Below are 24,110 nucleotides of genomic sequence, written 5' to 3'. Positions count from 1 at the left end.
TATAACATCATTCATATTGTTTAGGAGAAAGCTGTTACGAAGGAGGGATGAAACTTTGAACATAGGAATTATAGGGACAGGAAACATGGGGAATATACTAATCGATGCATTTTTAGAAACCCGTGCTGTCAAACCTTCGTGCCTTACAATCATTAATCGGACGCCTGCCAAAGCATATCATATAAAAGAAAAATACCCTTCTGTTCATATAGCAAAAACAATCCCGGAAGTAATCGAACAATCACAACTTATTTTTATTTGCGTTAAGCCGATAGATATATACCCTATCCTAAAAAAATACGCTGAACATTTTTCTGATGAAACGTGCTTAGTTTCTATTACAAGTCCAATATCTCCATCACAATTAGAGACTCTCGTACCGTGCCACGTCGCACGTATCATTCCAAGTATCACAAATCGCGCCCTCTCTGGCGCCTCACTATTTACATTTGGAGATAATTGCTCTGAAGAATGGCAACAAAAACTACTTCGTCTATTCAAAAATATTTCTACACCTCTTGTAATAGAAGAAGATATAACACGTGTTTCATCTGATATAGCAAGTTGCGGTCCTGCTTTCTTTAGTTATTTGCTACAATGCTTCATTAACGCTGCTGTAGATAAAACAAATATTACACACGAAGAGGCTACTACTTTAGTAAGTGAAATGGTCGTGGGGATGGGGAAATTACTTGAAAAAGAAATCTTCACATTACCTACCTTACAAGAAAAGGTTTGCGTGAAAGGCGGCGTTACCGGGGAAGGCATTCGGGTTTTAGAAGAACACGTTGGAGATATGTTCCATAAGTTAATCGAGCGAACACATGAAAAATTTGATGAAGATTTAGAATGCGTTGATCAGCAATTCAATAAACACACATAATAAATACGTCATTTTCATTCCAAATCCTTTTTATAAATACTTACTTTTTTACAATACATTTTCACTTCAACTACTATTCCCACACTTTACGCATACGATCTTCAGATTATGCTAGAACTAAAAATACATCTTCTTTATAAAACAAAAGCAACCTTCTCGGTTGCTTTTGTTTTATTTGTTTTATCCGTTTTTCTTCGCCATGAAGAAAATACGTTCTGTTTGTTCTGTAACTTCAAGTCGCTCAAAATCACCTGTTACACGAAGAACTGTAAAACCTGCTTCTTCAAGCCATTTCGTTAACTCTTCCACTTGATATGCACGTTGCACGTGACATTCGTCAAACCGATGGTACACATCTTCTTCCGGATCTTGAACAAAGAATGTCAAATCATGCTCTACACTATTTGATTCTTCACCAGGGAAGCAATTCCAAATAAGAGATATTTCTTCTCCATTCACTGTATACGTTTCATTTTGAAATACATGATGTATTTTATATAAAGAATGTACATCAAATAAAAACAAACCATCTTGACGCAAATGGTGAAACACTCTTCTAAATGTTTCTTGTACTCCATCTTCTTGCAATACATAATTTAATGAATCACAAAAGATAGTGACGCAGTCAAACTCACCTGGAACATCAAGCTCTCGCATGTCTTGTTGGTAAAAAGGAATAAAGTATCCCTCTCCTCCTAGTTTTTGCTGAGCGACTGTTAACATTTCTTCTGAAAGATCGACACCTATTAAATCGTAACCCTTTTGCACAAGCGGAAGGGTTACATTACCCGTACCGCATGCTACATCAAGAATTTTTGCCTCTTTCATATCTGCCTGCTGCAGGCTTTCCTCTGTGAATTCTACCCATTTATCATAAGGGACATCATTCATCAGTTCGTCGTACAACAATGCAAATTGTTCGTATTTCATTGGCCTAGCTCTTCTGTTATATCTTCACGTGGCACATCGCCCCATAGACGCTCTAAATTATAGTGATTACGCTCATCTTTATGGAATACATGGGCAACTACATCTCCAAGATCAACTAATACCCAACGCGCTTCGTCAAAACCTTCCATACGTTGTACGTCGATTTGGAACTCATGTGCTTTTGATTTAATTTCACGTGCAATTGCTTGCACTTGTTTATCTGAATTACCGTGACAAATAATGAAATAATCTGCAATTGGTGAAATACCTTGCATATTTAGGACAACCATATCTTCTGCTCTTTTATCATCAGCTGCTTTTGCCGCTAACACTAATAAATCTTTATCGTTCATTTACTCATTTCCTCCTTGATAACTGCATTGTATGTTTGGAATGTTAATGGATAAATCGTCTGATTTTTTTCCATTAAAAATTGAATTGTTCTCTTTAAGGCAAATAATAAAGCTTGATTTATATCCGTATATGCGAGTTTACGAGCCTCTTCCACACCTGGAAACTTTCGCCCTGGCTCAATGTAATCAGCTACATAAATCACTTTATCTAACATCGTCATGTTCTCATGACCACTTGTATGATATGTAATAGCTTGCAATATTTCAGAATCCGTAATGCCTACCTCTTTTTCTACTAAGTATGCCCCAACAGGCGCATGCCACAACTCTTTATTATAGCAAAGTAAATCTTTCGGCAAATCTTCACGTTTAATAATCTCTTCCATCTCTGAAATTGCTCTACATTTCGCATAATCATGGAATATAGCTGCCATCTCTGCTTTTTTCTCGTCCACACCGTATAACTTAGCAAGCTCAATCGCTGTCTCCATTACACCAATTGTGTGTATATAACGTTTTTCATGCATTTGTTGTTTGACAATATGAAGTGCATTCTCACGATTCATACAACCCATTCCTCTCGATATATACCTGTACTTTTTCAGGAAGTAAATATTTACACGTTTTCTTCTCCTTATATCTCTCACGTAATAAGGATGAAGAAACTGCAAATTCCGGAATTTCCACTGTAGTAATCTTATATGGTGTATGCAATGTATACCCAGGTCTTGCAACTCCAACAAATGTTACAAGATTAAGTAAAGCTTCAATGTTATACCACTTCGGTAAATACTCAACCATATCCCCACCGATAATAAAGTGAAACTGCACATCCGGATACTTCTTCGTCAATTGTAACATAGTGTCATACGTATAAGATGGGCCCTTCCTGCTTAGCTCTTCTAAACAAATAGAAAAGTGTTCTTCTGCCTCAGTCGCAAGCTCTAACATATGTAAACGACTTTCTATACTTGTAATATTACGTCCTTGTTTATGTGGCGGAATCTGGTTTGGCAAGAACCATACTTCTTCCAATTCCAAAGCGTGATATACTTCATTTGCAATTAGCAAATGTCCATAGTGAGGCGGATCAAATGTACCGCCAATGATGCCAATTTTCCTCAAAAGAAACGCCCCTTCCTTTTACATACAGCAACTCTCCTTGGTTAGGAACGAAGAGAGTTGCTATTAATAAAAGTTCAATTGGTTTCGCTCTCTACATCATTACGCATCAGCGATAAAAAATAGCGCATGCTAATCTTTTTATCGAGGAAGCTTAATTTGTTTATTTTCTCTTGATTCTTTGTATAAAACGATTGTACTTCCAATTACTTGAACGATTTCAGCACGTGCACCTTTTGCAAGTTCTTCCGCAACCTCACGGCGATCAAATTCACAGTTTTGTAATACACTCACTTTAAATAGTTCACGAACTTCTAACGCTTCTCCAATTTGTTTTACCATATTTTCATTTACTCCGCCTTTTCCTACTTGAAAAATTGGTGTTAAATGATGTGCTTGTGCACGTAAAAATCTTTTTTGTTTTCCTGTTAACATATATGTTAGCCTCCAAGCTTTTCTATAACTAATTGTTTCATTCGATCAATATTTGGTACACGTCCTGTCCACATTTCAAATGCAAGTGCTCCTTGATAAACAAACATATCAATACCATTTTGAATGATTGCACCTTGCTCTTTTGCCTCACATAAAATTTTCGTTTCAAATGGATTATAAATTATATCTGATACAATCGTTCCTTTTTTTAACGAACACATTTGTAATGGCGTATGTTCGACGTGTGGATGCATACCTATCGTTGTCGTCTGAATGATAATATCATAATTTCCTTGTTCTTCTGTCGCTTTTTCTAACGACAAAGCAACAGAATTAACATCGGCCGTACGTGCAGCAATAAGTTCTTTCGCCTTATCTACTGTACGATTGGCTACATCAATCTCTTTTACACCTACATCAGCAAGAGAAAAATAAATAGCTCGGCTAGCACCACCTGCACCAAGTAACAAAATACGTTTCCCTTGAAGTGGTTCATTACTAATTGACTGCAGCGCTCGAACAAAACCAATTCCATCTGTGTTGTAGCCAATTAACCTTCCATTCTTATGAACCACTGTATTTACTGCACCGATTTTCCTTGCCAATGGATCAATCTCATCCAAATACTCCATGATAGCAACCTTGTGCGGAGTTGTTACATTAAATCCTGAAATACCTAATGCTTTTAAACCTCTTACTGCTTCCCCTAGCGCTTCCTCTTCAACAAGGAATGCATGATAATGGGCATCCATATTCAAGTGTTCAAATGCATCGTTATGCATAACGGGTGATAATGAATGTCCAATTGGATTTCCGATTACACCATATAATTGTTTCATAAATCCCTCTCCATATTAAATTAAAGATTTACGTAGTGAAACACTTACTCCTTTTGGTACGTGTGCAACAATTTTTGCGCCTGGTTCGTTCACAGTAACCCATCCTAATCCAGAGAATACAACATCCGTCTTTGGTTCACGAATATTAAATTCGTATTTCACTAACTCAGGCATATTTGCTAATTCTTCTGGTGTTGGCGGGCTTAGTAAATCTCCAGCATGATTTTTATATAATTCATCTGCTTTCTCAAGCTTTGTACGATGGATTGTTAAACGATTCGAGAAGTGACAAGTAAACGCACGACGACCACCACTTACATAATCAAAACGTGCCAATCCACTAAAGAATAACGTTTGTTCTTCATTTAATTGGAATACCATCGGCTTAATTTCTTTTGTTGGTGTAATAAGCTTTAAGCTTTGCTTCCCAACATAATGAGCCATTTGGTGGTGGTTAATAATACCTGGCGTATCATATAAAGAAGATTCTTCGTCTAATGGAATATCAATTAAATCCAGTGTTGTTCCTGGGAAATGAGATGTTGTAATTACATTTTCAGTCTCATCACTAAATTCTTTAATCATACGATTAATAAATGTCGATTTCCCTACATTCGTACATCCAACAACGTAAACATCTTTGCCGCCGCGATAATACTCAATAGCATCTGCTAGTTCAGCAATTCCTTGTCCCTTCGCTGCACTAATTAAAAAGACATCTTCTGGTTTTAATCCTAGCTGCTTTGCACTATAGCGCATCCAATGCTTTACTTTATCATGTTTTACTGACTTTGGAATTAAATCAGCTTTATTTCCAACAAGTAATACTTTATTATTTCCTACGAAACGATGTAAGCCAGGTAACCAGCTACCATTAAAATCAAAAATATCTACAATTTTGACTACTAATGCATCTGATTTTCCAATTCCATTTAAAATGCGTAGGAAGTCATCATCTGTTAACGATACATCTTGAATTTCATTGTAATGCTTCAAGCGAAAACAACGTTGACAAATGACTTGTTCTTTCTCTAAAGATGAGGTAGGAGCATACCCCACTTCGTTTTTATTTTCTGTTTGAATTTCTACACCGCAACCAATACATTTAATTGTTTCAGTCAAACTTTATTCCTCCCAGTTAATTAAACCTTTTTTCTTCATATTTTTCATGATTCTTCGTTCAATTTTTCGATTAAAGCGCGTCACTAATCCGTCCGTTTGTGCTACCGGTACAACTAAAATTGTATGAAGCCCTACTCGGTTTCCACCAAGCACATCAGTCAGTAACTGATCTCCAATTACTACAACTTCCTCTGCCTGCAGATGCATCTCTTGTATCGCACGCTTAAACGCTCGAACAAATGGTTTACGTGCACTATGAATAAATGGAATACCTAATGGGTCAGCAAAATCTTTTACACGTTGCTCATTATTATTTGAAACAACCGTTACTTGGATGCCTTGCTCTTTCATTTTTAAGAACCATTCTTCAAGTTGCGGGGTTGCATTTGGACGATCCCATTCAATTAAAGTGTTATCTAAATCAGTAATAACACCTTTAATCCCACGTTTTTTTAAATCTTCTGGTTGAACATGATATACATTTTTCACGTATTCATTTGGTAAAAATAGCTTCAATTTCTTTCACCTCTTTGAGGATTTTTCATAAAATTTTTCGACAACATTTTTCGATATATAACCTGTGGATAAAATTGTACACATTTTCCACATTAATCTTTCAGCTAATTTGGAATTTACTAACAAACTATACACACTTTATCCACCTAGGTATGTGGATAACCACTCGTTTGTGACTGTCATACTTTTTTGGTACATTAAATGCATCAACGAATCAATCCTTATATTATTAGGAGGTGACTCACCTTGAAAACAAAACATATGGAACAGTTATCCACTGAGTTACTCACTGAGTCTTATTATAAAGCAAAAGAACTAAAATTAAATCCCGACTTCATTTTACTTATAAAACAAGAAATCATTAGACGCTCATTAGAGGACAAGCTTGTCAAATCTTCTTGATTACATATAAAGTGAAAGTTTAATCAGCCCGTACCAATCAAACAGTTACAGGATACATTATTGAATGCCCTGTAAAAAGAGCCATCCTACGATGGCTCTCGAATAAACAAGTACTCCCATCTAGGGGATTTCATCATTAAGTATCTTTGCCCATAACTCTTACTTACGGTTATAAAAGCTTTTCTTTATTTATGAGCTAATCGAGTAGCTATTTTTTCACCAAGACGCAGCTCTTGTCCACTCTTTAATTCCTGCACTACTTCTATCATATCTTTTTCAAACAATAACACAACTGTTGAACCAAATGTAAAGTATGCCATTTCTTCACCTTTTTGAACAGTGTCTCTCTCATGCAAAAGCTCAATACTATTAACAAACATGGCCCCTACTTTTACAAGAGCCATATGTTCGCCATCACTGCTTACTTCTGTAACAGAACGATAATTTTTTGACAGCGGTTCTTTCCCGTATTCCATACCAGCTGCATTTACCGGATACGATTTTCTACCGAGTACAAATCTTTCAGTCACAGAACCAGAAAGCGGACTATGAATGCGATGATAGTGACTTGGACTCAAATAAATTACCATATATGTACCGCCTGCATATCGCGTTGCACGTTCTTCATTACCTAGCATATCCACAATTGAATAGCGCTTTCCTTTAATATCAAATGTTTTTGTATCCTCAATAGGACCATGATCTGCAAAAACACCATCAACAGGACTAACGATACTCGATGCATCTGTATCAATACTACGCTTTCCTTCTTTTAGCTTACGCGTAAATAATTCATGCAATGTTCTATATTCCTTCAAACCCTTTTCCATCTCATCTTGATTAATTTGAAAAACTTTCGCATACGATGGAATAATGATAGAGCTCAAACGAGATTGTGCAAATTTACGTAATATATAAGAAGTAAAGCGACCATTTGTAAGTTCTATCATAAGTCGATATAATGTACGTCGCAAATTGCGAAACCCCCTAATCAGTCTATAACTTTAGTTTTCCCTTATTTTCTTTCTATATCATACGTAAAATTGGTTCTTATTCCCACATATCATATAAAGCAGCCTTATTATACATACAGAAAACTAAGTATGGTATTATTCTTAAATTATTTAGCACCTTCTAATATTACAGATAGAATCCGTCATTTTCAACAGTGAACATGTATTTCTTCTTAGCATAACGCGTTTTCTTTTCTTATTTACAATAAGAAAAGCAGCCTATTTTAAAATATGGCTGCTTCTAATACACTTTACTCTTTCGCTTTTTTCTCTTTCTCTGCCCTTACAAACTCGTGGAACATTTTCATTAAAGCACGCTTTTCGATCCGTGATACGTAACTTCTAGAAATGCCAAGCGCCTTAGCTATTTCCCGCTGTGTTTTCTCCTTATCTAGCCCAAGTCCAAAACGTTTCACAATCACTTCTTTTTCTCTTTCGTCTAAAATATCGATATACTCTTTAATTTTTTCTAACTCCATACTAAGCTGAATCATATCAATTACATCTTCAGACTCTGATTTTAATATATCAATAAGCGATATTTCATTGCCCTCTTTATCTTGCCCGATCGGATCATGAAGTGAAACATCTTTTTTCGTTTTCTTTAGTACACGTAAATGCATCAAAATTTCATTTTCAATACAGCGTGCTGCATACGTCGCAAGCTTCGTTCCCTTTCCTGCAGAATAGCTCTCGATCGCTTTAATGAGCCCGATCGTACCAATTGAAATTAAATCTTCTGCATCTTCTCCTGTGTTCTCAAATTTTTTAACGATATGAGCTACAAGCCGTAAATTATGTTCAATTAAAAGATTTCTCGCTTGAGCATCACCTTGCTCCATTAACTCTAAGTACTTTCTCTCATCATCTGATGATAACGGCTGCGGAAACGCATTATTTTTCACATAAGAAACAAAGACAAACACTTCTCGAACCATATATCCAATTGCGGCGAATAGACTCAAACCTTTCACCTCCGCCAAAATAGTGGTCTTTATTATGTGTATGTGGGCTTGAGGTTGTTTGTGTCTGTACAGTTTATTTATAAAACTCAACACTTCCAACATTTAAAATATTTTATTGTTATATTATAATTATATAAAATTGTTATTTATATATGAATATGCTATTAAAGGGGAAACTATTCATGCTTACATTAGATCGATTATTAAATGTAACAATTTATTTAGGGGTATTTTTACTTTTCATTTCGTTCATTACTTTTGTTATTAAGAGAGGGCCTGATTTATTATTTTTTCAATTTGGAATTTCTTTGTTTTTTGGAGCTCAAATTATAATTGGAATGAAATTTTTTCATAATTATGGTTTCTCCTTTCACTCAAAACTAGAACTACTTATCTTTATTTTCTATGTAATTGGATTTATTACATGTATACTACTGTTCTTTAACTTTCAAAATCCGTATCGAATTTTTTTATTAATTTGTAGTTTTTTATTTTTAACTGGATCCAATTATTACTTTAAAGAAACATTAAATTTTAGTAAAAAAACTCCAAAGCAACATAAAACTTTTTTAAGTACACAAGAAGACTCTTTTCCAAAAGAAGTCCGTAAATTTTCAGAGGATTACAATAACATAATAAGGAATGATTTTTATGAAATACCGATGATTCCTACTGAATTACAGATTACAAGCAAAAAACATTCTTCCCATAGTACATCTTTCTTAGTTGAACTTTATAATAGCGAGAATGAAATTACTGATGACTCTGTACAATTAACTCCATCAGACCGTTTTTATATACTGTTAAATACACAAAAAACAAAAATATCAAAAATAGTATATGAAGGGCAAAATTTTTTCACATTAACAGTCACACTAAAGGCTCTTAATTTACAGCAAGAACCAGAAATTCATAATATGTTTTTAGAAATAGATAAACGTAGAGCGATGAATCTTCTTAATTTTGAAATTAAAGCCCATACTAAAGAATGGAAAGTAACATTTAAAAGTGATAATTCTTCTTCCAATCTTCCTATCACATTTAATTTTGAAAAACGAACAGACAAATTATAAAAATAAAAAGAGTTATTTTCTTTGAAAAATAACTCTTTTTACTTTACTTACTCCAAATCTTTCTCCCAGTTTGGGCATCAATATAACGAATTTCCCGACTACAATCAAAAGGTTCTTTATGTTTTTCATCTGTCGTTTGTTTGTACAGTAGTTTGTATTTCGTTTCCTCTGCATCATGATCTACAAACCATTCTAATTTAACTCGGATAGCCTCTCTGTATATTTCTAACGCTTTTTCTTTTGTTACTTTTGGTGTTGTTTCATATGTAAGTAATTCTTTTATAAAGTTGCCAGACTCTCCAGAGTAGTGCATCACAGCACCATTTTCTGCATTGATGTTGATCATAATATATTTCCGCTCTACATGAATGTCATTTACATAGATTGAAAAGGAAAACCTCTCTATCCCCTCTTCCTCCTCATAATTATCCCAAAGTTGAACATACTTTGTCGCATCTGGGATAATATGCTCTAAAAATTGAAGTGCCTTGCTTAAACATTGCTCTCTTGATAAGATTGTTTTCCTTTTTTTCTCATCCTTCCACATAAAAAAAGAAAGCAATTGATTTGTTTCTTTATCTAGAGTAATTACAACGAATTCATCATGTTTCAACATTGGAAAATGTTTTTTATAAAACTCATCCATTGAATATGAATCCTTCTCTTCTATTTCTTTTTGTAATTCTTCTTTTAATACAAATTTTATCCGGACTTCATCCTCATCTACTTTTTCATCTATTTTGACAAACTTCCCCTTGTCCCAATCAAATAAATCAAACACATCTTTTTTTTGACTACTCTTTAGCGGTTTATCAACAAGTACTGTAGAAGGTAATTTATAGTGTTCTGGCCCATATAAATCTTTACCTGTACTTGCATCAATAAACGCATGACTAGGCTCTGGTTCATATACAAGATGGTACCCTTTTACTTCTTCCCCGTTTTCATACTCACATGAAGAGTATGTTAAATCTACAAATACAAGTCTCATATCTTGTCTAGCTTTCAAATTTTCTAAAACGATATTCTCCCCAACAATTTCACTTGGCCATAACGGTTTTTTCTCTATGGCTTTTTGTCCATTGTAATGAAAATGCACAACATTACCTGAAGGGTGCACTTGCACAACACACCCAGTATTCGGCAATGGATAGCTATTCACTTCTTGCATATAATTTACTTCTTTCCAACCGCGCCTGTCGTCCTTAACCGTTACATATGTATAGAATTCATATCCTTCTTTTGTATATTTTTTTAAGAATGTATTTGCAACCTCTCTTGCTTTATTCTCCTCTATCGCTCCCTTATCACTCGAAAAAGAATTTCCATCATCTATCCTAAATTCAATTAAATTACCAGTATGTCTATTTAATGTAATTTGTATCTGTTTCTCCTCATCATCTTTATGTCCCCACCATAATAGATGATACGGGTCATCAACCCCTTCTTGATCATCTACAACAAGCCTATATTCATCTGGAATTTCAATAATATGAGCTACGTGCTCTTTTCTTTCTTTATCTTTTTGATTCACCATACCCTCTCCTTCGTTACAATTTAAGGTAATTATAACAAAGAAAACCAAAACTTATTAACAAAAAAAGACTAGAGATATCTCTAGTCTTCTACTTCGTCTCACGATGTAACGTTACTCGCTTTAATCGTGGACAATATTTTTTTAGTTCGATGCGTTCTGGATTGTTTCGTTTATTTTTTTTAGAAATATAATTACGATCACCGCACTCCGTACAAGCTAATGTAATATTTACACGCATAGGTAATTCTCCTTTCTTTCAAAGATCGCAAACTAAAACGTAATGATTACGATTTATATATTATAAAACTTCATTCTATTTGTCAATTGCAAAAACAAGAAGATTCTATTTAGAATCCCCTTGTTTTTATAGTTAAATAAATTTTATTAAAACGATTCGTATGTAACAAACTCACTAATTGGCTTTCGATATCCTCTTGGACGAACTTTAGTCGTATCACTTTTCCCTATCGTAATCATTAAAACAGGTATTACATGCTCTGGCATATTTAATTCACTTTGTACTGCTTTTTCATCGAAACCAATCATTGGACATGTATCATAGCCATAATATTTAGCTGCGTACATAAAAGTCATCGCACTTAACGAAGCATTTCTAATCGCTTCATCCTCCATGAAACGCTCTCCTTTTCCTTCATATAAACCTTTCGTTTGCCTAATGGTATCTTCATATTCGCATTCATCAATCATTTTTAAAACTTTCATACCGAAGTAAATATTTTCAACATTTTGGTATGCTCTTTTATCACCACAAACGAGCACTACCGCTGATGCACTCGATACTTTATATTGACCGAACGCTAATTCTTTTAATCTTTCTTTTCGCTCTTGATCACGAATTACAACATAATGTGTGTGCTGCAAATTATAGCAAGATGGAGAAAGCTTAGTTAACTCAAATATTTTTTTAAAATCCTCATCAGGGATTTCTATACCTTGTATAAATTTCATTGCAGAACGTCTAGCAATTGCTAATTCTTCAAAGTTCACCGTATATCCTCCTTAATAACTATAAATTTAAATATACATTAATTTATACAAATGGATAAATTAAATAAAAACACTTTAAATCCGAATAATAATTATGATTAACAGCAAAAAAGACAAAAAGCTGAAACAATTAGTTCATACGAAATTCACACGAATCTATTACTATAGAAATTGTACATAGTGAACTTATTAACAATCACGTTTATTTATATAGAATCTTACTCGAAAGGAGTTGAAAGTATGAAAACTAAATATCGCTTTATGATCTCATCATTTGCCGCTTGTGCTTATATGATTTGGTATTTAGTATAATAACAACCTCACTTGTAAATAGGAAAAGGTGTGTATATAAAATGGAATATAATCAATCAACAGTTAACTACTGGAAAGCTTTTGTATTACCATATACATTTGCTTTAGAAGAGTTAAAAACTAAATTTGAAATTATGAACCGGGAAGCTCAATTTTTAGAGGATTACAACCCGTTTGAACATATAAAAACAAGACTAAAACAACCTGAAAGTATTATTAAAAAGCTTGAACGTAAAAATTTATTACCGACAGTTGAAAATGCCCAAAGGCATTTACAAGATATTATTGGTATTCGTATTACATGTTGCTTCGTAGAAGATATTTATCATTTAAAAGAAGTCATTCAAAAGCGTGAAGATATGGAAATCATAGAGGTAAAAGATTATATCGCTAATCCAAAGGGAAACGGTTATAAAAGTTTACACATGATTATTAAATATCCTTTATCACTGAATTCTGGTACAAAAGATGTATTTGCAGAAATTCAGTTACGTACACTGGCAATGGACTTTTGGGCAAGTTTAGAACACAAACTTTATTATAAATATGAAGGGAAAATACCGGAGTATTTAAAAGATGAACTACATGATGCAGCAATGAAAGCTGAAGATCTTGATAATAAAATGGCCACAATTCGTCAAGATATTGATGATATTGAGGCATGCTCAAATCAAATTATGCTACCACTATAAAAAAAGGTTCTCGCCAATGAGAACCTTTTTTGTACCATTTTTTAGAAGTGCGACTCCCACACTTATTAAAGTTTCACGTTATTTTTTCTCTATCGTGCGAACCTCTTCAATCTTCCATTTCTCATCTTCTTTTCCAAGAGCGTACTGTACTTTCTTTTGAAGAGTGACACTATCGTCTACTTCCTTTTCTTTCGTTTCAACAATAACATACCCTACTTTACTAGCTTTCATATCTATATGTTCCAATTCAATCTTCTTATTTCCCTTTTGAAATGCGGCTTCTTTTTGTGTTTTTAAGTCTTCAGCACTAGGCATCTTCTTTGAAAATAACTCCATATGTTCTGCAAAATTTTTTTCATTCGTCGTTCGCACAAATGTAGTAATAACATCTTGAATAGATTTCTCTTCTTCTTTTGTTATTTGTACCTTTTCCTCAGTTTTTTTAGTAGTAGATTTTTGTTCTACGTTATTCTCTTCTTGTTGACATCCAACTAGTAATACTACAAATACTAGAAGGAATCTTAATTTCCTAAATATTTTTTCCATATTCCCAACTCCTAAAAAGAAAAGTGAGGCATTTCGCCTCACTTTCGCTCTTAATTAACGTCTTCCTTTATTCGGATCGCCACCGCCAACGATATCAAAGACACGTTTCGCTATATTTGTATTCTCTTGAACGCCTGAGAATAAGTATTTACCTGGACCAAATGCATACACGTTCACATCTTCCCCTGTATGCCCACCAGTTGTCCAGCCTGTAACCGAGCGCTTATTGAAAATATCTTCAATTGCATTATCAATCTTTGTTACATCTTTTGACGGAGCTATATCATTTACAGCTTGAATTTCTTCTGGAGTTAATTGTAAATCAATATACTTTTTCAATGTTTCTTCTACATTTGCACCTTTTGCAATCTCATTTGCCATAAAGTCTGGTGTGCGTTTTGCAGCTTTAATTGGATCTACTTTAAAGTTATACTCGCCATTGGCACCTAAAGATAATCCACCTGTAGCGTGGTCTGCCGTTGCAACAACTAACGTATTTTTATCTTTTTTCGCAAACTCAATCGCTGCTTTGAAAGCTTTTTCGAAGTCTTCCATTTCACTCATTGCACCAACGATATCATTATCATGTCCAGCCCAGTCGATTTGACTTCCTTCCACCATTAAGAAGAAACCATTTTTATTTTTGTTCAAACGCTCAATTGCTGCATTAGTCATTTCTTCTAATGAAGGTGTTTTATCATTACGATCAATCATTTTATCTAATCCACCTGGTGCAAATAAACCAAGAATTTGATCATTTTTATCATTTAACAATTGATCTCGATCCGTTACATAGCTATAACCAGATTTCTTAAACTCTTCTGTAAGATTACGATCTTTTCTAACAAAGTTCTTTACACCGCCGCCAAGCATAACATCTACTTTATGCTTCCCTTTAATTTTCTCATCAAAATAATCATTTGCAATTGCGTCCATATTTTTACGGCTAATGTCATGCGCACCGAAAGCAGCTGGTGTTGCATGTGTAATTTCAGAAGTTGCAACAAGTCCCGTTGATTTCCCTTTTTCTTTCGCTTGCTCAAGAACCGTTTTCACTTCCGCTTTATCATTATCAACTGCAATTGCAGCATTATATGTTTTAATCCCTGCTGACATAGCTGTTGCTGCTGATGCAGAGTCTGTAATATTTTCATGCTCATCTTCTGGGTATGTTTTTTGTGTTCCTACAAGATGCTTATCAAATTCTGTAGATTCCATTTCAAAGGTTTTTGGATTATCTTTCATATAACGGTGAGCCGTCATATATGAAGGGCCCATACCATCCCCAATTAATACGATAACATTTTTAATCTTTGCATTGCTTCCGTTCTCATCTGCATTAACCTCACTAGAACGAGTAAAATTCCATGTTGCTACCGAAGTAACTGCTAATGATGCCACAACTGCAAATGGCCATGCTTTTTTCACAAACTTTTTCACTGTCTTGTCCCCCTAATTAGGTTATTCATTTCCCACTATCAAATTTAACGGAAGACTATTAAGAGAAAATTAGCTGTATGTAAATTTTTTGTTAACTTATGTAAATATCAGTTATAATTTGTATAACTTTGTCTCTTCGTATCAGCCATCCTGCCCTTTACAATTTAAATATAAACAGGTTGGATTTCATTTAACGTAAATCTCTTTTTTTTACATTTTGACTCTATTTTTATGAAATTAAATAGAAATGCGGTGAGCCTTTATGAAAATAGTAAAGCTAAATGAGTCTTTTATTTTTGAATTACTTAATCTTTGCAAATCTGTTGGATGGTTACACGATGAAATTTTTATGAAAAAGCAATTCGAAATGTATCTTTCTATCGGCACACTTGTAGGTTATATTCATGAAAACAAACTCATTGCGACTGGAGGAGTATTTCCCTTTACAAGTAACTTCACTTCCATTGGTATGTTAATCGTTCACCCTAATTTTCAAGGACGAGGAATAGGGCGCATGTTGCTAAATCATTGCTTGGAACAAATTCATCCAAAACAACCAATTGCACTTATTGCGACAAAAGCTGGCGAACCTCTATACACATCATGTGGATTTCAAACAGCAACAACAATTCATCGTTTTGAAAAGCAAACTACTAAGACGTATCCTTCTCACTTACAACAAGTACGAGAAGAAGACCTTATATCTCTTACTTCTCTTGATCAAATTGCAACTGGTGTGAATCGTTCTCTACTTTACTCTTTGCTATTACCAAGGGCCATACACGCTTTTAAAATTGAAAGAAATAACCGTATAGAAGCTTTTTCATTATGCATACGAAAGGGCAATATATTATGTATCAATCCACTTATCGCCAAGCAAGAAGAAGATGCTATTCAAATATTAAAAAAGATATGTGAATGTTGGAATGGTATAGTACGAATTGATGTCCCACACTCACAATTTACATTTCGTAAATTTCTTCAAACAGAAAATTTCCAAGAAACGCTCCTTTCACCTCTTATGATAAAAAATGGTAGCCAACTTCCTGGAAATCGTAATATGCTATTTGCTATGATAGATACAGCGTTATGTTAGAAAGGAGACACCTAATTGAAGCGATTTAGCTATTTTATGGTAGGTTGTCTTACTCTTACACTATTAGTAGGATGTAGTGCAGCAGAAAAGCCAGTAGAACAAGTAAAGCAAGTGAAAAATACAATTACAGCTAAACTAGCTACCGAGGAAAAAATGGTAGAAATAGATGGTCAAACCATTTACTTTAAAAAGATTGGTAATGAAAAACCACCTTTACTTATGATTCATGGCTTTGGAGGGTCATCAGATGGTTTTCAAAAGATTTACTCCGATTTAGCAAAAGATCATACAATTATTTCTGTAGATGCTTTAGGATTCGGGCGCTCATCTAAGCCAATGGATTTTTATTATTCTTTTCCAACTCATGCAAATTTGTATTATAAATTAATGAAAAAACTAGGGTATGATTCATTCGCAATACTGGGGCATTCCATGGGGGGAGAAATTTCTCTAAATTTAACATATTTATATCCTGAAGCAGTTACTCACCTTATTTTAACTGATGCTACAGGTGGTCCTCATACATTCGTTACTAAACAAGGCTCACCAAAACCACAATTGTCGACTGATTTAAATGCCGTTTCTTCTATTACTGATTATGATGAGAGCAAAGTGAAATTCAAACGTAACGATGAAGAGCATTATAACAAAATGAAACTATGGCCTAGACGTCTTAAAATTAATGCGAATGAAATGAAACAGCCTACTTTAATTATATGGGGCAGAAATGATAGTAGCGTTTCTTGGAAAGAAGGAGAAACGTATCATCAATTCTTAAAAAATAGCACTTTACATATTATTGAAAAAGGTTATCATGCACCATTTCGCCAAGAACCACAAGAATTTGTCGGGTATGTACAAGACTTCTTTAAGAACAATCCGATCAAAGTTGAAAAATAACATAAACGGGTATCTCATTTTGAGATACCCGTTTTCATATATTAAGCAGCTTGCTTTTGGCGTTTTTGAGTTTTTGATCCTAATACTTTCGGGATAACAAAGCCATCCATTCCAAATTTCCCAGCGTTCATACCGGCAACAAGAACAAACATAGATAAGATAACCATCTCAGGGTTCACACCAATTGACCCACTAAACATATAGGAAAAGTTCATTACAAGACCAAAAAAGACTGCTGTTTTTGTTAAACAGCCTACAATTAAACCAATTCCGACTAAAATTTCTCCCCATGTTACAAGCGTATTAAACAAATCTACATTTGGAATTGCAAATTCTTGTAAGAATGATGCCCACCAAGATTGAACAGCCGGTTGTGCACCTTTAGATTTTTCAATTGCGCCTTGCAAATAACCTGTTGCATCGAATCCTTTTCCTTGTAGTTTACCGATTCCAGCCATTAACCATGTGTAACCAAGATATACTCGAATTACTGCTAATACAAAAGAAACTGCTTTGTTTTCTCTTAAAAATTGAATAACCATATCTTCCTCCTAAAGTTGTAATTAAGTTAGTTACAGTTAATATAATAACATTAGTTACTTATTTTTCAAATGTTAATTATGAATAATTCATGAAATGTGTATGAAACATTAAAAACTAACGTTTATATAGTAACTTTTATTACCTGTAAAAACTTGAACATATCATACCACAGGTGATAATCATTTTCATTGAAAAAAATGTAAAATAATTGTGAGTTAAATGTGAAACACGTTTATTCGAATATAGAATAAACGTGTTTCACACTAATTATAGAATCGAAATGTATGTGTCTCCTCATCAATTAAACTCGCTTCTTGAAACGCTTCTTCTAACGTTTTCCCATGGTTAATAACCCCATAAAATAAGCGTATAGTAAACATAAGTGCTGCATTTCCATCTACATAATCAATCGATCCAATATATGATTTTGCACCACTATGTAAAAAGATTTTGCAATATTTTTCTCCCCTAACGTGCACCCGCTATTTACAATATGTGTATTATGCAATTTTGCATATTTATAAATTTCTGCTGTACCAAAATATCCTCTCGGTTCATCTTGTTCATATACTTCTTCGTCTAATTCTTCCATGACAAACTTTCCTTCTTCACCATGAAAGCAAAAAATAATATAATTAATATCGTTAAATAAGTTCTTTCCAGAAAGAACTTCCACAAAATCTTTCGGTCTACCAATCCAATATATCACAACTCTTGCACCAAAATACTCAAGAGATGCTCGGATTGATTGCGCCTCTAAATCCGAATTAAAACCAACTACTAATGCAATATTCAACATACAACCCCATCCTATAATCAGCCCTTATTAATCAGACTTTTATGGGATATATCCATTTCATATATGCCCGTTTCTTTCAAAAAGTCTGATCTATTTAAAACGACTTTCTGTAAATATTGCCTATATGCTGTAATTGTTCCATCGTGAGATACAATGCAAATTCTTTCAACACTCAGTTCATAACACCAAAGAAGAAATTCATCTACTATTTGCTGAAAACTATTCTCTGAAATAGTGTTTATACCTTCCTTCCATAACTGATTATTTGAGCTTTTCTCTATCGAAAAATGCGGAAATAACTTTGTTATCATTCCCTGATCTACTATATAATCGCACGGTAATGTTTTCGCTCCTTCTCGATAAGGAAAAATACGTGGAGATACATATGGATGGACTATTTTTTGACAAGCTACTTTCGCACTCCATATTGTCGCCGTTTGTAAAGTTCTAAGTGTAGGACTAACAATTAATATATCCGCTTCTTGTAATGATACATCACGTTGAAGTAATTTAGCTTGAGCCTTTCCTACTCTCGTCAATGGTGTGTCAAACACTTGTAAACTTTCTGGTAAATCCGTTGTATGTTTACCTTCACCATGCCGAACAAAAACGATTTTCATATTCAGTCTCCTCTTACTATAAAATCCTCACACATATTTCTTCCCTATTGCATTCTTTATTCCTGCTGTATAAAAACCGATATGTAAAAAAGGTTTGTAAAATATTACAATATTACATGTAAAATACTTTTTACACCGGAAGGAGAATTACATATATGAAATGGATAATTGTCTTTATTGGAATGATTGTATGGGGATATATAAACGGCTTCTTTAGTAGTGATAAAACTGCTAATCCTTGGATTACAGATGATGAACGTGAAACAAAAATTAAACAAAAAGCAATTACGGCAAGCTGGTCCGGTGTTTTTATGTTTTGTACCATTAGCCTCTTAAATAAATGGTTAGGTTTAAGCACAAATGATAACTCACCGTACTTACCAGACCCTATCGCAGCTATTTTAAAGGCAAATGTAGAGTTACAAGTTTTACTCATGCTATTTGTTATGTATGGAATATTTTACTTACATTATCGAAGAAAATTAAGTGCCTAACTTCTAACTCATGATTATCCTCCTAAATGGTTATAGTAATCATGACAAAATGAAAGGAGAGATATAAACATGAGTAACTCGAATGAATTTTTAGATACACTACATGAAAAACAAGCAAAAGATGAACAAAATAGAAAGCGCCAAGGGAACGGAAACCCAGCGAAAAAAAAGCCAAATAAAACACATAAATAACAGTAAAAAACTGCCTAAAACGATCTTTTAGGCAGTTTTTTATTCTTCTTTCACCGAGATAACATTTTCCCAATTCCATTTCTCATAATACCACTCTGGTATATCTACATTTTCAATCCACTTTTTTTCATGTTTTCCATCACTATGAGCTATCCATATATTAGCTTTCTTACGATCTGAACGTATCCATATTAATTGATTGCTCTTCTTCATGAAAATTGGATGATAATCGCCTTGCTTATTAGATGACTTTGTAATTTGATATTGTTTATCGCTTGTGCTATTTATCTCATATAAAGATGGGAATGGCCTTTTTTCTGGCAGAGTTTCAAACCCTCCCTCTTTTGCTCGTGAAACGATAATTACATTATCGTTCTTCCATGTAAAATCCCAATCCACATATCCTTTCGGCGTAAATGTTTGCTGCTGGAGTGCTGGCAGTTCTTTTATTTTTAAATGTTTATTCTCTAATGCAACTCTCCCGCTTCCCTCAATATAAGCCAATATGTTTTTTGATGGCGCCCATTTGAACCATTCTGTATTTAATAGCATTTGATCTACTATTTCAAACCGACTACCATCTGCTCGAACTAAGCAAAGCGTATTACTATCAGCTGACCATGAAGCTGTCGGTATCGCTAAAAATGAAATCCACTTTTGATCTGGTGACCACTTAAAGCCACTTGCTACTAGCGCTAGAAAATCATCATGTTCATTTGGCAATGCATACAAATGCTTCATTTTGTGAGGATTCATATGTGCATCTTTTTGCACTTCATATAGCTGAGCCCCTGTCCATCCTGTTGGAAGTAAGTGCGCTTCAGAGGATACAAGAAAGTTCTTTCCATCAGGATACCATGCATAATCACCCACACCAGCCGATACATTTTCAAAATCTGCATTCTTTTTTTCTACATCAAATGTATTCAATGTACCTGTAAATATAAATGCAATTATATTTTCTGTTGGTGACCATTGATAATTCGATGCTTCTGAGTGAAACGGCGTAACTTTCTTTCCATCTTTCAGCCGATATAACTCAAGAATATTTTGTTTCTCCCCTTTTACATATGCCAGCCATTCTCCATCATGTGACCACTTTGGCCCTGTTATGTTCTCTCCTTTTGTAAGTTGTTTTTCTTTCCCATCAACTTTAATCCAAAGGTTATGATGACGAATAAAAGCAACTTTCACACTATTATTTTCTGCGCTAGTAATAGCGATAGAACATAAAAACATAAACAACACTACACTACCACTTACTATTAGCCTTTTCATACCATCACTCCATTTCCCTCATAGCATTCCTCACTTTCTTCCTACAATATGTGAAAAATATCGATTCGACATAATCAGAAAAAATTCCCCAAGAAATTTTCAATTCATAGAGGATTGGTATGAATTATGTCGAAAGTATAGTTTAGCCAACATTTATATTTATAAGTTCTAACTAAAATGTAAGATTCCATTTCTGAATATTGGCACTTTTTATTAGGGGGAGTATCAATGAAAAAAACTACATCTACACTATTAAGCATGGCGCTTGTCTTTTCTAGTTTTGGAGCTTTAAGCACTCATGCTGAATCACTACAAAAGGAGAAGCAATTTAGTCCACAATTAAAAACAACGATTGAACAGTGGGGAGAACATAAAATTGCTCAAAATGTTGAAACGAAAACAACAAAAGAAATATCAGTAATTGTAGAATTGCAACATGCACCTCTCGCTGCTCAAAGTAATATTCAGCATGCTCCAGATTTACAAAATAGTAATGCGCAGTCTTATCATGCTGAGCTAAAAAAAGCACAAGAAGATACGACTAAGAAAATAAAAGAAAAAGCACCTGGTGCAAAAATTAAAGAAGTGTATAATACGTTATTTTCCGGATTCTCTATTTCAGTTCCTGGAGATCAAATTACCTCTCTTGCCTCTTTACCTGAAGTAAAAGCAGTCTATCCGAACTTAACATATAAATTGCATGAAACATCAAAAAGTACTACTAACGAAGAAGCACCAAATATCGGTGGACCGACAATTGGTGCACCTGAAGCGTGGAATTTAAAAGATCCATCTGGCAAACCGCTTGATGGAAAAGGCATGAAAGTAGCCATTATCGACTCTGGCGTAGACTATACACACCCTGACTTAAAGGCAAATTATATCGGTGGATATGACACGGTTGATGAAGATAGCGATCCAATGGATGGTAACGTACATGGTACTCATGTAGCTGGAATTATTGCGGGTAATGGACAAATTAAAGGCGTTGCTCCAAACGCTTCTATTCTAGCCTACCGTGTAATGAATGACGGTGGAACTGGTACAACAGATGATATTATCCAAGGGATTGAGCGAGCGATTCAAGATGGTGCAGATGTGTTAAACCTCTCCCTTGGGCAGGATTTAAATGTACCTGATCAGCCTGTAACATTAACGTTAGAACGAGCAGCGAAACTTGGTGTTACTACTGTCGTTTCAAATGGAAATGACGGACCAAAACCTTGGTCTGTTGATGCTCCCGGTAACGCAAGTAGTGTCATTTCTGTTGGAGCATCTACGGTTTCTATCCCGTTTCCAACATTCCAAGTAGCTGGTTCCAGCAAAACATATCAAGGGTTACCGTTATCAAAATCCGATTTTCCAATAGGAAATGATTCCCCTCTTGTATACGTTGGTTATGGCAATCCAAGTGATTATGCAAAACAAGATGTGAAAGGGAAATTCGCACTTATTTTACAAGGTACTTCTAGTACATTAGTAAAAGCAGAACAAGCGAAGCAAGCTGGGGCGCTTGGTGTGTTATTAATCTCTAGCGAAAAAGAAATGAATATGATGCCGGAATATTTTTCACGTGAACATCTAGCTGTCCCAGTAATGCAATTATCAAATACAAATGGGGAAGAATTAAAAACTTTAATTACAAAACGAAAGAAAAATATAAAAATTGGACAACCAAAGCAAACAGAACTTATCGGTAACTTTAGTTCAAGAGGACCATCACAAGGAAGTTGGCTAATAAAGCCTGATGTTGTTGCACCTGGAGTACAAATTACTAGTACAGTACCGCGAGGCGGCTATGAATCGCATAACGGAACAAGTATGGCTGCTCCGCAAGTAGCTGGAGCGGTTGCCCTCTTGCGTCAAATGCATCCTGATTGGACGACAGAACAATTGAAAGCGGCTCTTGCTAACAATGCAAAAACATTACATGATGTCAATGAAAATACATACCCTGTTATGGCACAAGGATCAGGTTTAATTAACATTCCGAAAGCAGCTCAAACAAATGTATTAGTAAAACCTAACAATGTCAGCTTTGGTCTTATTAAGCCAAATAGCGGAAAAGTAAAACTGACGCAAAATGTTACATTACAAAACCTTTCTAGTAAAAAGAAAAGTTTTTCAACTCGTGTGGAGTTACTAGATGCAAACACAAACACAAAAGTAAAAGCTTCTGTCCCTTCATCGATTAGCATTCAACCGAATAGTAGTACCGAAAAACCATTTACTATCACTGTAGATAGCTCACTACCACAAGGTGTGTATACTGGAAATGTATATGTAAAAGAACAAGGGGCAAAAGAAGAAATTCGAATTCCATTCACATTTAGTATCGATCCTAAAGATTATAAACGTATCGATGGACTTGAAATTATTAATTCTACTTTTAGCCCAAATGGCGACCACGTACTAGATGATAATCTCATCAACTACTATTTAGTTGCGCCTGTGGATGATGTAACATTGCATGCAAATTTAGTTACGAAAGAACGTGTAACGTATCAAGGGATTATCCATCAAGCTAAAAATGCAACTCCTGGATACAAACCTTTCAAATGGAATGGTACAAAAACCGATGGAACTCCTTTAGCTGACGGGCTATATCAAATCGAAGCAGTTGCTTCTAATTCTGGCGGAGAAACAAAACAAACAGCTGCTGTATTTCTTGATCGAACTGCACCTAAGTTAACATACGAAGTTGACCAAGAAAATCTCGTAATTAGAGGAAAAGTTGATGATATTCTACTAGATTGGATGTCAGAATCTGGTTGGATAGCACCTGGTATTCCAGTGAGAATGCAATATGAAATTAACGGAAATGGTGTATGGGACCAGGCATTCCTGAACCCTTGGGATAAAAGCTATGACATTTATTTCGATCGTACTCAATTACAAGAAGGAAAAAATACTATTCACATTGTAGCAACTGATGCAGCTGGCAATACCTCTAATTTAACTGTTAATTTAGAAGTGAAATAAAGTGAAACTTTAATCAGT

At 34.5% G+C, this 24,110-nt stretch carries 27 protein-coding genes and 1 pseudogene; 9 read left to right on the top strand and 19 right to left on the bottom strand.

Annotated features, from left to right (window positions below):
- The first annotated feature begins 55 nt into the window (after window positions 1-55).
- Complete coding sequence (gene comER / locus CQ064_RS06770) at window positions 56-883, top strand: late competence protein ComER (RefSeq protein ID WP_001020554.1); 828 nt, start codon at window positions 56-58, stop codon at window positions 881-883.
- Window positions 884-1,063: 180 nt separating this feature from the next.
- Here comER and CQ064_RS06765 read toward each other — a convergent pair whose 3' ends face one another.
- The 8 genes from CQ064_RS06765 to CQ064_RS06730 all read right to left on the bottom strand — a co-directional run bounded on the left by CQ064_RS06765 (window position 1,064) and on the right by CQ064_RS06730 (window position 6,200).
- The gene (locus CQ064_RS06765; RefSeq protein WP_000873069.1) at window positions 1,064-1,813 is read right to left on the bottom strand and encodes a class I SAM-dependent methyltransferase; all 750 of its coding nucleotides are present in this window, start codon (window positions 1,811-1,813) and stop codon (window positions 1,064-1,066) included.
- Window positions 1,810-2,166 carry a ribosome silencing factor gene (gene rsfS, locus CQ064_RS06760; protein ID WP_000998173.1) on the bottom strand — a complete coding sequence of 119 codons (357 nt, stop codon included), beginning with the start codon at window positions 2,164-2,166 and terminating at the stop codon, window positions 1,810-1,812. The genes CQ064_RS06765 and rsfS overlap by 4 nt, the downstream gene beginning before the upstream one ends.
- Complete coding sequence (gene yqeK, locus CQ064_RS06755; protein ID WP_001078478.1) at window positions 2,163-2,732, bottom strand: bis(5'-nucleosyl)-tetraphosphatase (symmetrical) YqeK; 570 nt, start codon at window positions 2,730-2,732, stop codon at window positions 2,163-2,165. The genes rsfS and yqeK overlap by 4 nt, the downstream gene beginning before the upstream one ends.
- A complete protein-coding gene (gene nadD, locus CQ064_RS06750) occupies window positions 2,722-3,291 on the bottom strand; it encodes a nicotinate-nucleotide adenylyltransferase (RefSeq protein WP_001226037.1) in 570 nt (189 codons plus the stop codon). Before nadD ends, yqeK begins: the two co-directional genes overlap by 11 nt.
- A 138-nt stretch (window positions 3,292-3,429) precedes the next feature.
- Window positions 3,430-3,723 carry a ribosome assembly RNA-binding protein YhbY gene (gene yhbY / locus CQ064_RS06745; protein ID WP_000955227.1) on the bottom strand — a complete coding sequence of 98 codons (294 nt, stop codon included), beginning with the start codon at window positions 3,721-3,723 and terminating at the stop codon, window positions 3,430-3,432.
- A 5-nt stretch (window positions 3,724-3,728) separates the two neighbouring features.
- Complete coding sequence (aroE, locus tag CQ064_RS06740; protein WP_000812072.1) at window positions 3,729-4,562, bottom strand: shikimate dehydrogenase; 834 nt, start codon at window positions 4,560-4,562, stop codon at window positions 3,729-3,731.
- A 15-nt stretch (window positions 4,563-4,577) separates the two neighbouring features.
- Window positions 4,578-5,684 (bottom strand): ribosome biogenesis GTPase YqeH, encoded by a 1,107-nt coding sequence (yqeH, locus tag CQ064_RS06735; protein WP_000140807.1) that lies wholly within the window; start codon window positions 5,682-5,684, stop codon window positions 4,578-4,580.
- A 3-nt stretch (window positions 5,685-5,687) separates the two neighbouring features.
- Window positions 5,688-6,200, bottom strand: coding sequence for a YqeG family HAD IIIA-type phosphatase (locus CQ064_RS06730; protein WP_000765307.1), 513 nt, complete (start codon window positions 6,198-6,200; stop codon window positions 5,688-5,690).
- Between the two features lie 246 nt (window positions 6,201-6,446).
- Between CQ064_RS06730 and sda the strand changes: the two genes are divergently transcribed.
- Window positions 6,447-6,602: a sporulation histidine kinase inhibitor Sda gene (gene sda, locus CQ064_RS06725; RefSeq protein WP_000850094.1), complete on the top strand. Its 156-nt coding sequence runs from the start codon at window positions 6,447-6,449 to the stop codon at window positions 6,600-6,602.
- Window positions 6,603-6,787: 185 nt separating this feature from the next.
- Here the strand turns inward: sda and CQ064_RS06720 are convergent, their stop codons facing one another.
- The gene (locus CQ064_RS06720) at window positions 6,788-7,576 is read right to left on the bottom strand and encodes a phosphatidylserine decarboxylase (RefSeq protein ID WP_001255000.1); all 789 of its coding nucleotides are present in this window, start codon (window positions 7,574-7,576) and stop codon (window positions 6,788-6,790) included.
- A 290-nt stretch (window positions 7,577-7,866) separates the two neighbouring features.
- On the bottom strand, window positions 7,867-8,580 hold the full coding sequence (sigK, locus tag CQ064_RS06715) for an RNA polymerase sporulation sigma factor SigK (protein ID WP_000051382.1): 714 nt from the start codon (window positions 8,578-8,580) through the stop codon (window positions 7,867-7,869).
- A gap of 152 nt (window positions 8,581-8,732) precedes the next feature.
- Between sigK and CQ064_RS06710 the strand changes: the two genes are divergently transcribed.
- Window positions 8,733-9,653 (top strand): hypothetical protein, encoded by a 921-nt coding sequence (locus CQ064_RS06710; RefSeq protein WP_003271732.1) that lies wholly within the window; start codon window positions 8,733-8,735, stop codon window positions 9,651-9,653.
- 43 nt (window positions 9,654-9,696) lie between these two features.
- On the opposite strand, the gene CQ064_RS06705 is transcribed toward CQ064_RS06710, so the two are convergent.
- The 3 genes from CQ064_RS06705 to CQ064_RS06695 form a co-directional block, all read right to left on the bottom strand.
- The gene (locus CQ064_RS06705; protein ID WP_000248008.1) at window positions 9,697-11,190 is read right to left on the bottom strand and encodes a YcdB/YcdC domain-containing protein; all 1,494 of its coding nucleotides are present in this window, start codon (window positions 11,188-11,190) and stop codon (window positions 9,697-9,699) included.
- Between the two features lie 88 nt (window positions 11,191-11,278).
- Window positions 11,279-11,428, bottom strand: coding sequence for a 50S ribosomal protein L33 (rpmG, locus tag CQ064_RS06700; RefSeq protein ID WP_001265617.1), 150 nt, complete (start codon window positions 11,426-11,428; stop codon window positions 11,279-11,281).
- Window positions 11,429-11,574: 146 nt separating this feature from the next.
- On the bottom strand, window positions 11,575-12,198 hold the full coding sequence (locus CQ064_RS06695; RefSeq protein ID WP_001008498.1) for a nitroreductase family protein: 624 nt from the start codon (window positions 12,196-12,198) through the stop codon (window positions 11,575-11,577).
- 353 nt (window positions 12,199-12,551) lie between these two features.
- Here CQ064_RS06695 and CQ064_RS06690 point away from each other — a divergent pair, with 353 nt between their 5' ends.
- The gene (locus CQ064_RS06690; RefSeq protein WP_000456210.1) at window positions 12,552-13,202 is read left to right on the top strand and encodes a GTP pyrophosphokinase; all 651 of its coding nucleotides are present in this window, start codon (window positions 12,552-12,554) and stop codon (window positions 13,200-13,202) included.
- A 78-nt stretch (window positions 13,203-13,280) separates the two neighbouring features.
- On the opposite strand, the gene CQ064_RS06685 is transcribed toward CQ064_RS06690, so the two are convergent.
- Together CQ064_RS06685 and CQ064_RS06680 are read right to left on the bottom strand one after the other, a co-directional pair.
- On the bottom strand, window positions 13,281-13,748 hold the full coding sequence (locus CQ064_RS06685; RefSeq protein ID WP_000411095.1) for a hypothetical protein: 468 nt from the start codon (window positions 13,746-13,748) through the stop codon (window positions 13,281-13,283).
- Between the two features lie 54 nt (window positions 13,749-13,802).
- Entirely contained in the window at window positions 13,803-15,188 is a 1,386-nt protein-coding gene (locus tag CQ064_RS06680; RefSeq protein WP_000714908.1) for an alkaline phosphatase, read from the bottom strand.
- Window positions 15,189-15,450: 262 nt separating this feature from the next.
- Between CQ064_RS06680 and CQ064_RS06675 the strand changes: the two genes are divergently transcribed.
- A complete protein-coding gene (locus tag CQ064_RS06675; RefSeq protein ID WP_000706703.1) occupies window positions 15,451-16,284 on the top strand; it encodes a GNAT family N-acetyltransferase in 834 nt (277 codons plus the stop codon).
- Window positions 16,285-16,299: 15 nt separating this feature from the next.
- Window positions 16,300-17,184: an alpha/beta fold hydrolase gene (locus CQ064_RS06670; protein WP_000819815.1), complete on the top strand. Its 885-nt coding sequence runs from the start codon at window positions 16,300-16,302 to the stop codon at window positions 17,182-17,184.
- 41 nt (window positions 17,185-17,225) lie between these two features.
- On the opposite strand, the gene CQ064_RS06665 is transcribed toward CQ064_RS06670, so the two are convergent.
- The 3 genes and pseudogenes from CQ064_RS06665 to CQ064_RS06655 form a co-directional block, all read right to left on the bottom strand.
- A complete protein-coding gene (locus CQ064_RS06665; RefSeq protein WP_000236608.1) occupies window positions 17,226-17,726 on the bottom strand; it encodes a DoxX family protein in 501 nt (166 codons plus the stop codon).
- Between the two features lie 264 nt (window positions 17,727-17,990).
- Window positions 17,991-18,526, bottom strand: a pseudogene (locus CQ064_RS06660) (delta-aminolevulinic acid dehydratase).
- Window positions 18,527-18,543: 17 nt separating this feature from the next.
- Complete coding sequence (locus tag CQ064_RS06655; protein WP_000706251.1) at window positions 18,544-19,146, bottom strand: histidine phosphatase family protein; 603 nt, start codon at window positions 19,144-19,146, stop codon at window positions 18,544-18,546.
- Between the two features lie 155 nt (window positions 19,147-19,301).
- On the opposite strand from CQ064_RS06655, the gene CQ064_RS06650 reads away from it, so the two are divergent.
- Window positions 19,302-19,640 (top strand): hypothetical protein, encoded by a 339-nt coding sequence (locus CQ064_RS06650; protein ID WP_000871151.1) that lies wholly within the window; start codon window positions 19,302-19,304, stop codon window positions 19,638-19,640.
- 69 nt (window positions 19,641-19,709) lie between these two features.
- Window positions 19,710-19,832 (top strand): DUF4023 domain-containing protein, encoded by a 123-nt coding sequence (locus tag CQ064_RS06645; protein WP_000071866.1) that lies wholly within the window; start codon window positions 19,710-19,712, stop codon window positions 19,830-19,832.
- Between the two features lie 39 nt (window positions 19,833-19,871).
- On the opposite strand, the gene CQ064_RS06640 is transcribed toward CQ064_RS06645, so the two are convergent.
- A complete protein-coding gene (locus tag CQ064_RS06640; RefSeq protein ID WP_000825717.1) occupies window positions 19,872-21,110 on the bottom strand; it encodes a TolB family protein in 1,239 nt (412 codons plus the stop codon).
- Window positions 21,111-21,338: 228 nt separating this feature from the next.
- Between CQ064_RS06640 and CQ064_RS06635 the strand changes: the two genes are divergently transcribed.
- A complete protein-coding gene (locus tag CQ064_RS06635) occupies window positions 21,339-24,092 on the top strand; it encodes a S8 family peptidase (RefSeq protein ID WP_000754184.1) in 2,754 nt (917 codons plus the stop codon).
- Window positions 24,093-24,110: the final 18 nt, after the last annotated feature.

This window comes from Bacillus sp. MYb78, assembly GCF_002975115.1.
In the GTDB taxonomy this organism is placed as follows: Bacteria; Bacillota; Bacilli; order Bacillales; family Bacillaceae_G; genus Bacillus_A; species Bacillus_A cereus.
This window is presented reverse-complemented; position numbering and strand designations above follow the sequence as displayed.

Excerpts from the sequence above, each read along its gene's own strand:
- CQ064_RS06765 (WP_000873069.1), bottom strand. The coding sequence starts at position 1,813 with ATGAAATACGAACAATTTGCATTGTTGTACGACGAACTGATGAATGAT.
- rsfS (WP_000998173.1), bottom strand. The coding sequence starts at position 2,166 with ATGAACGATAAAGATTTATTAGTGTTAGCGGCAAAAGCAGCTGATGAT.
- yqeK (WP_001078478.1), bottom strand. The coding sequence starts at position 2,732 with ATGAATCGTGAGAATGCACTTCATATTGTCAAACAACAAATGCATGAA.
- yhbY (WP_000955227.1), bottom strand. The coding sequence starts at position 3,723 with ATGTTAACAGGAAAACAAAAAAGATTTTTACGTGCACAAGCACATCAT.
- aroE (WP_000812072.1), bottom strand. The coding sequence starts at position 4,562 with ATGAAACAATTATATGGTGTAATCGGAAATCCAATTGGACATTCATTA.
- CQ064_RS06710 (WP_003271732.1), top strand. The coding sequence starts at position 8,733 with ATGAATATGCTATTAAAGGGGAAACTATTCATGCTTACATTAGATCGA.
- CQ064_RS06705 (WP_000248008.1), bottom strand. The coding sequence starts at position 11,190 with ATGGTGAATCAAAAAGATAAAGAAAGAAAAGAGCACGTAGCTCATATT.
- rpmG (WP_001265617.1), bottom strand. The coding sequence starts at position 11,428 with ATGCGTGTAAATATTACATTAGCTTGTACGGAGTGCGGTGATCGTAAT.
- CQ064_RS06690 (WP_000456210.1), top strand. The coding sequence starts at position 12,552 with ATGGAATATAATCAATCAACAGTTAACTACTGGAAAGCTTTTGTATTA.
- CQ064_RS06685 (WP_000411095.1), bottom strand. The coding sequence starts at position 13,748 with ATGGAAAAAATATTTAGGAAATTAAGATTCCTTCTAGTATTTGTAGTA.
- CQ064_RS06675 (WP_000706703.1), top strand. The coding sequence starts at position 15,451 with ATGAAAATAGTAAAGCTAAATGAGTCTTTTATTTTTGAATTACTTAAT.
- CQ064_RS06665 (WP_000236608.1), bottom strand. The coding sequence starts at position 17,726 with ATGGTTATTCAATTTTTAAGAGAAAACAAAGCAGTTTCTTTTGTATTA.
- CQ064_RS06655 (WP_000706251.1), bottom strand. The coding sequence starts at position 19,146 with ATGAAAATCGTTTTTGTTCGGCATGGTGAAGGTAAACATACAACGGAT.
- CQ064_RS06650 (WP_000871151.1), top strand. The coding sequence starts at position 19,302 with ATGAAATGGATAATTGTCTTTATTGGAATGATTGTATGGGGATATATA.
- CQ064_RS06645 (WP_000071866.1), top strand. The coding sequence starts at position 19,710 with ATGAGTAACTCGAATGAATTTTTAGATACACTACATGAAAAACAAGCA.
- CQ064_RS06640 (WP_000825717.1), bottom strand. The coding sequence starts at position 21,110 with ATGAAAAGGCTAATAGTAAGTGGTAGTGTAGTGTTGTTTATGTTTTTA.
- CQ064_RS06635 (WP_000754184.1), top strand. The coding sequence starts at position 21,339 with ATGAAAAAAACTACATCTACACTATTAAGCATGGCGCTTGTCTTTTCT.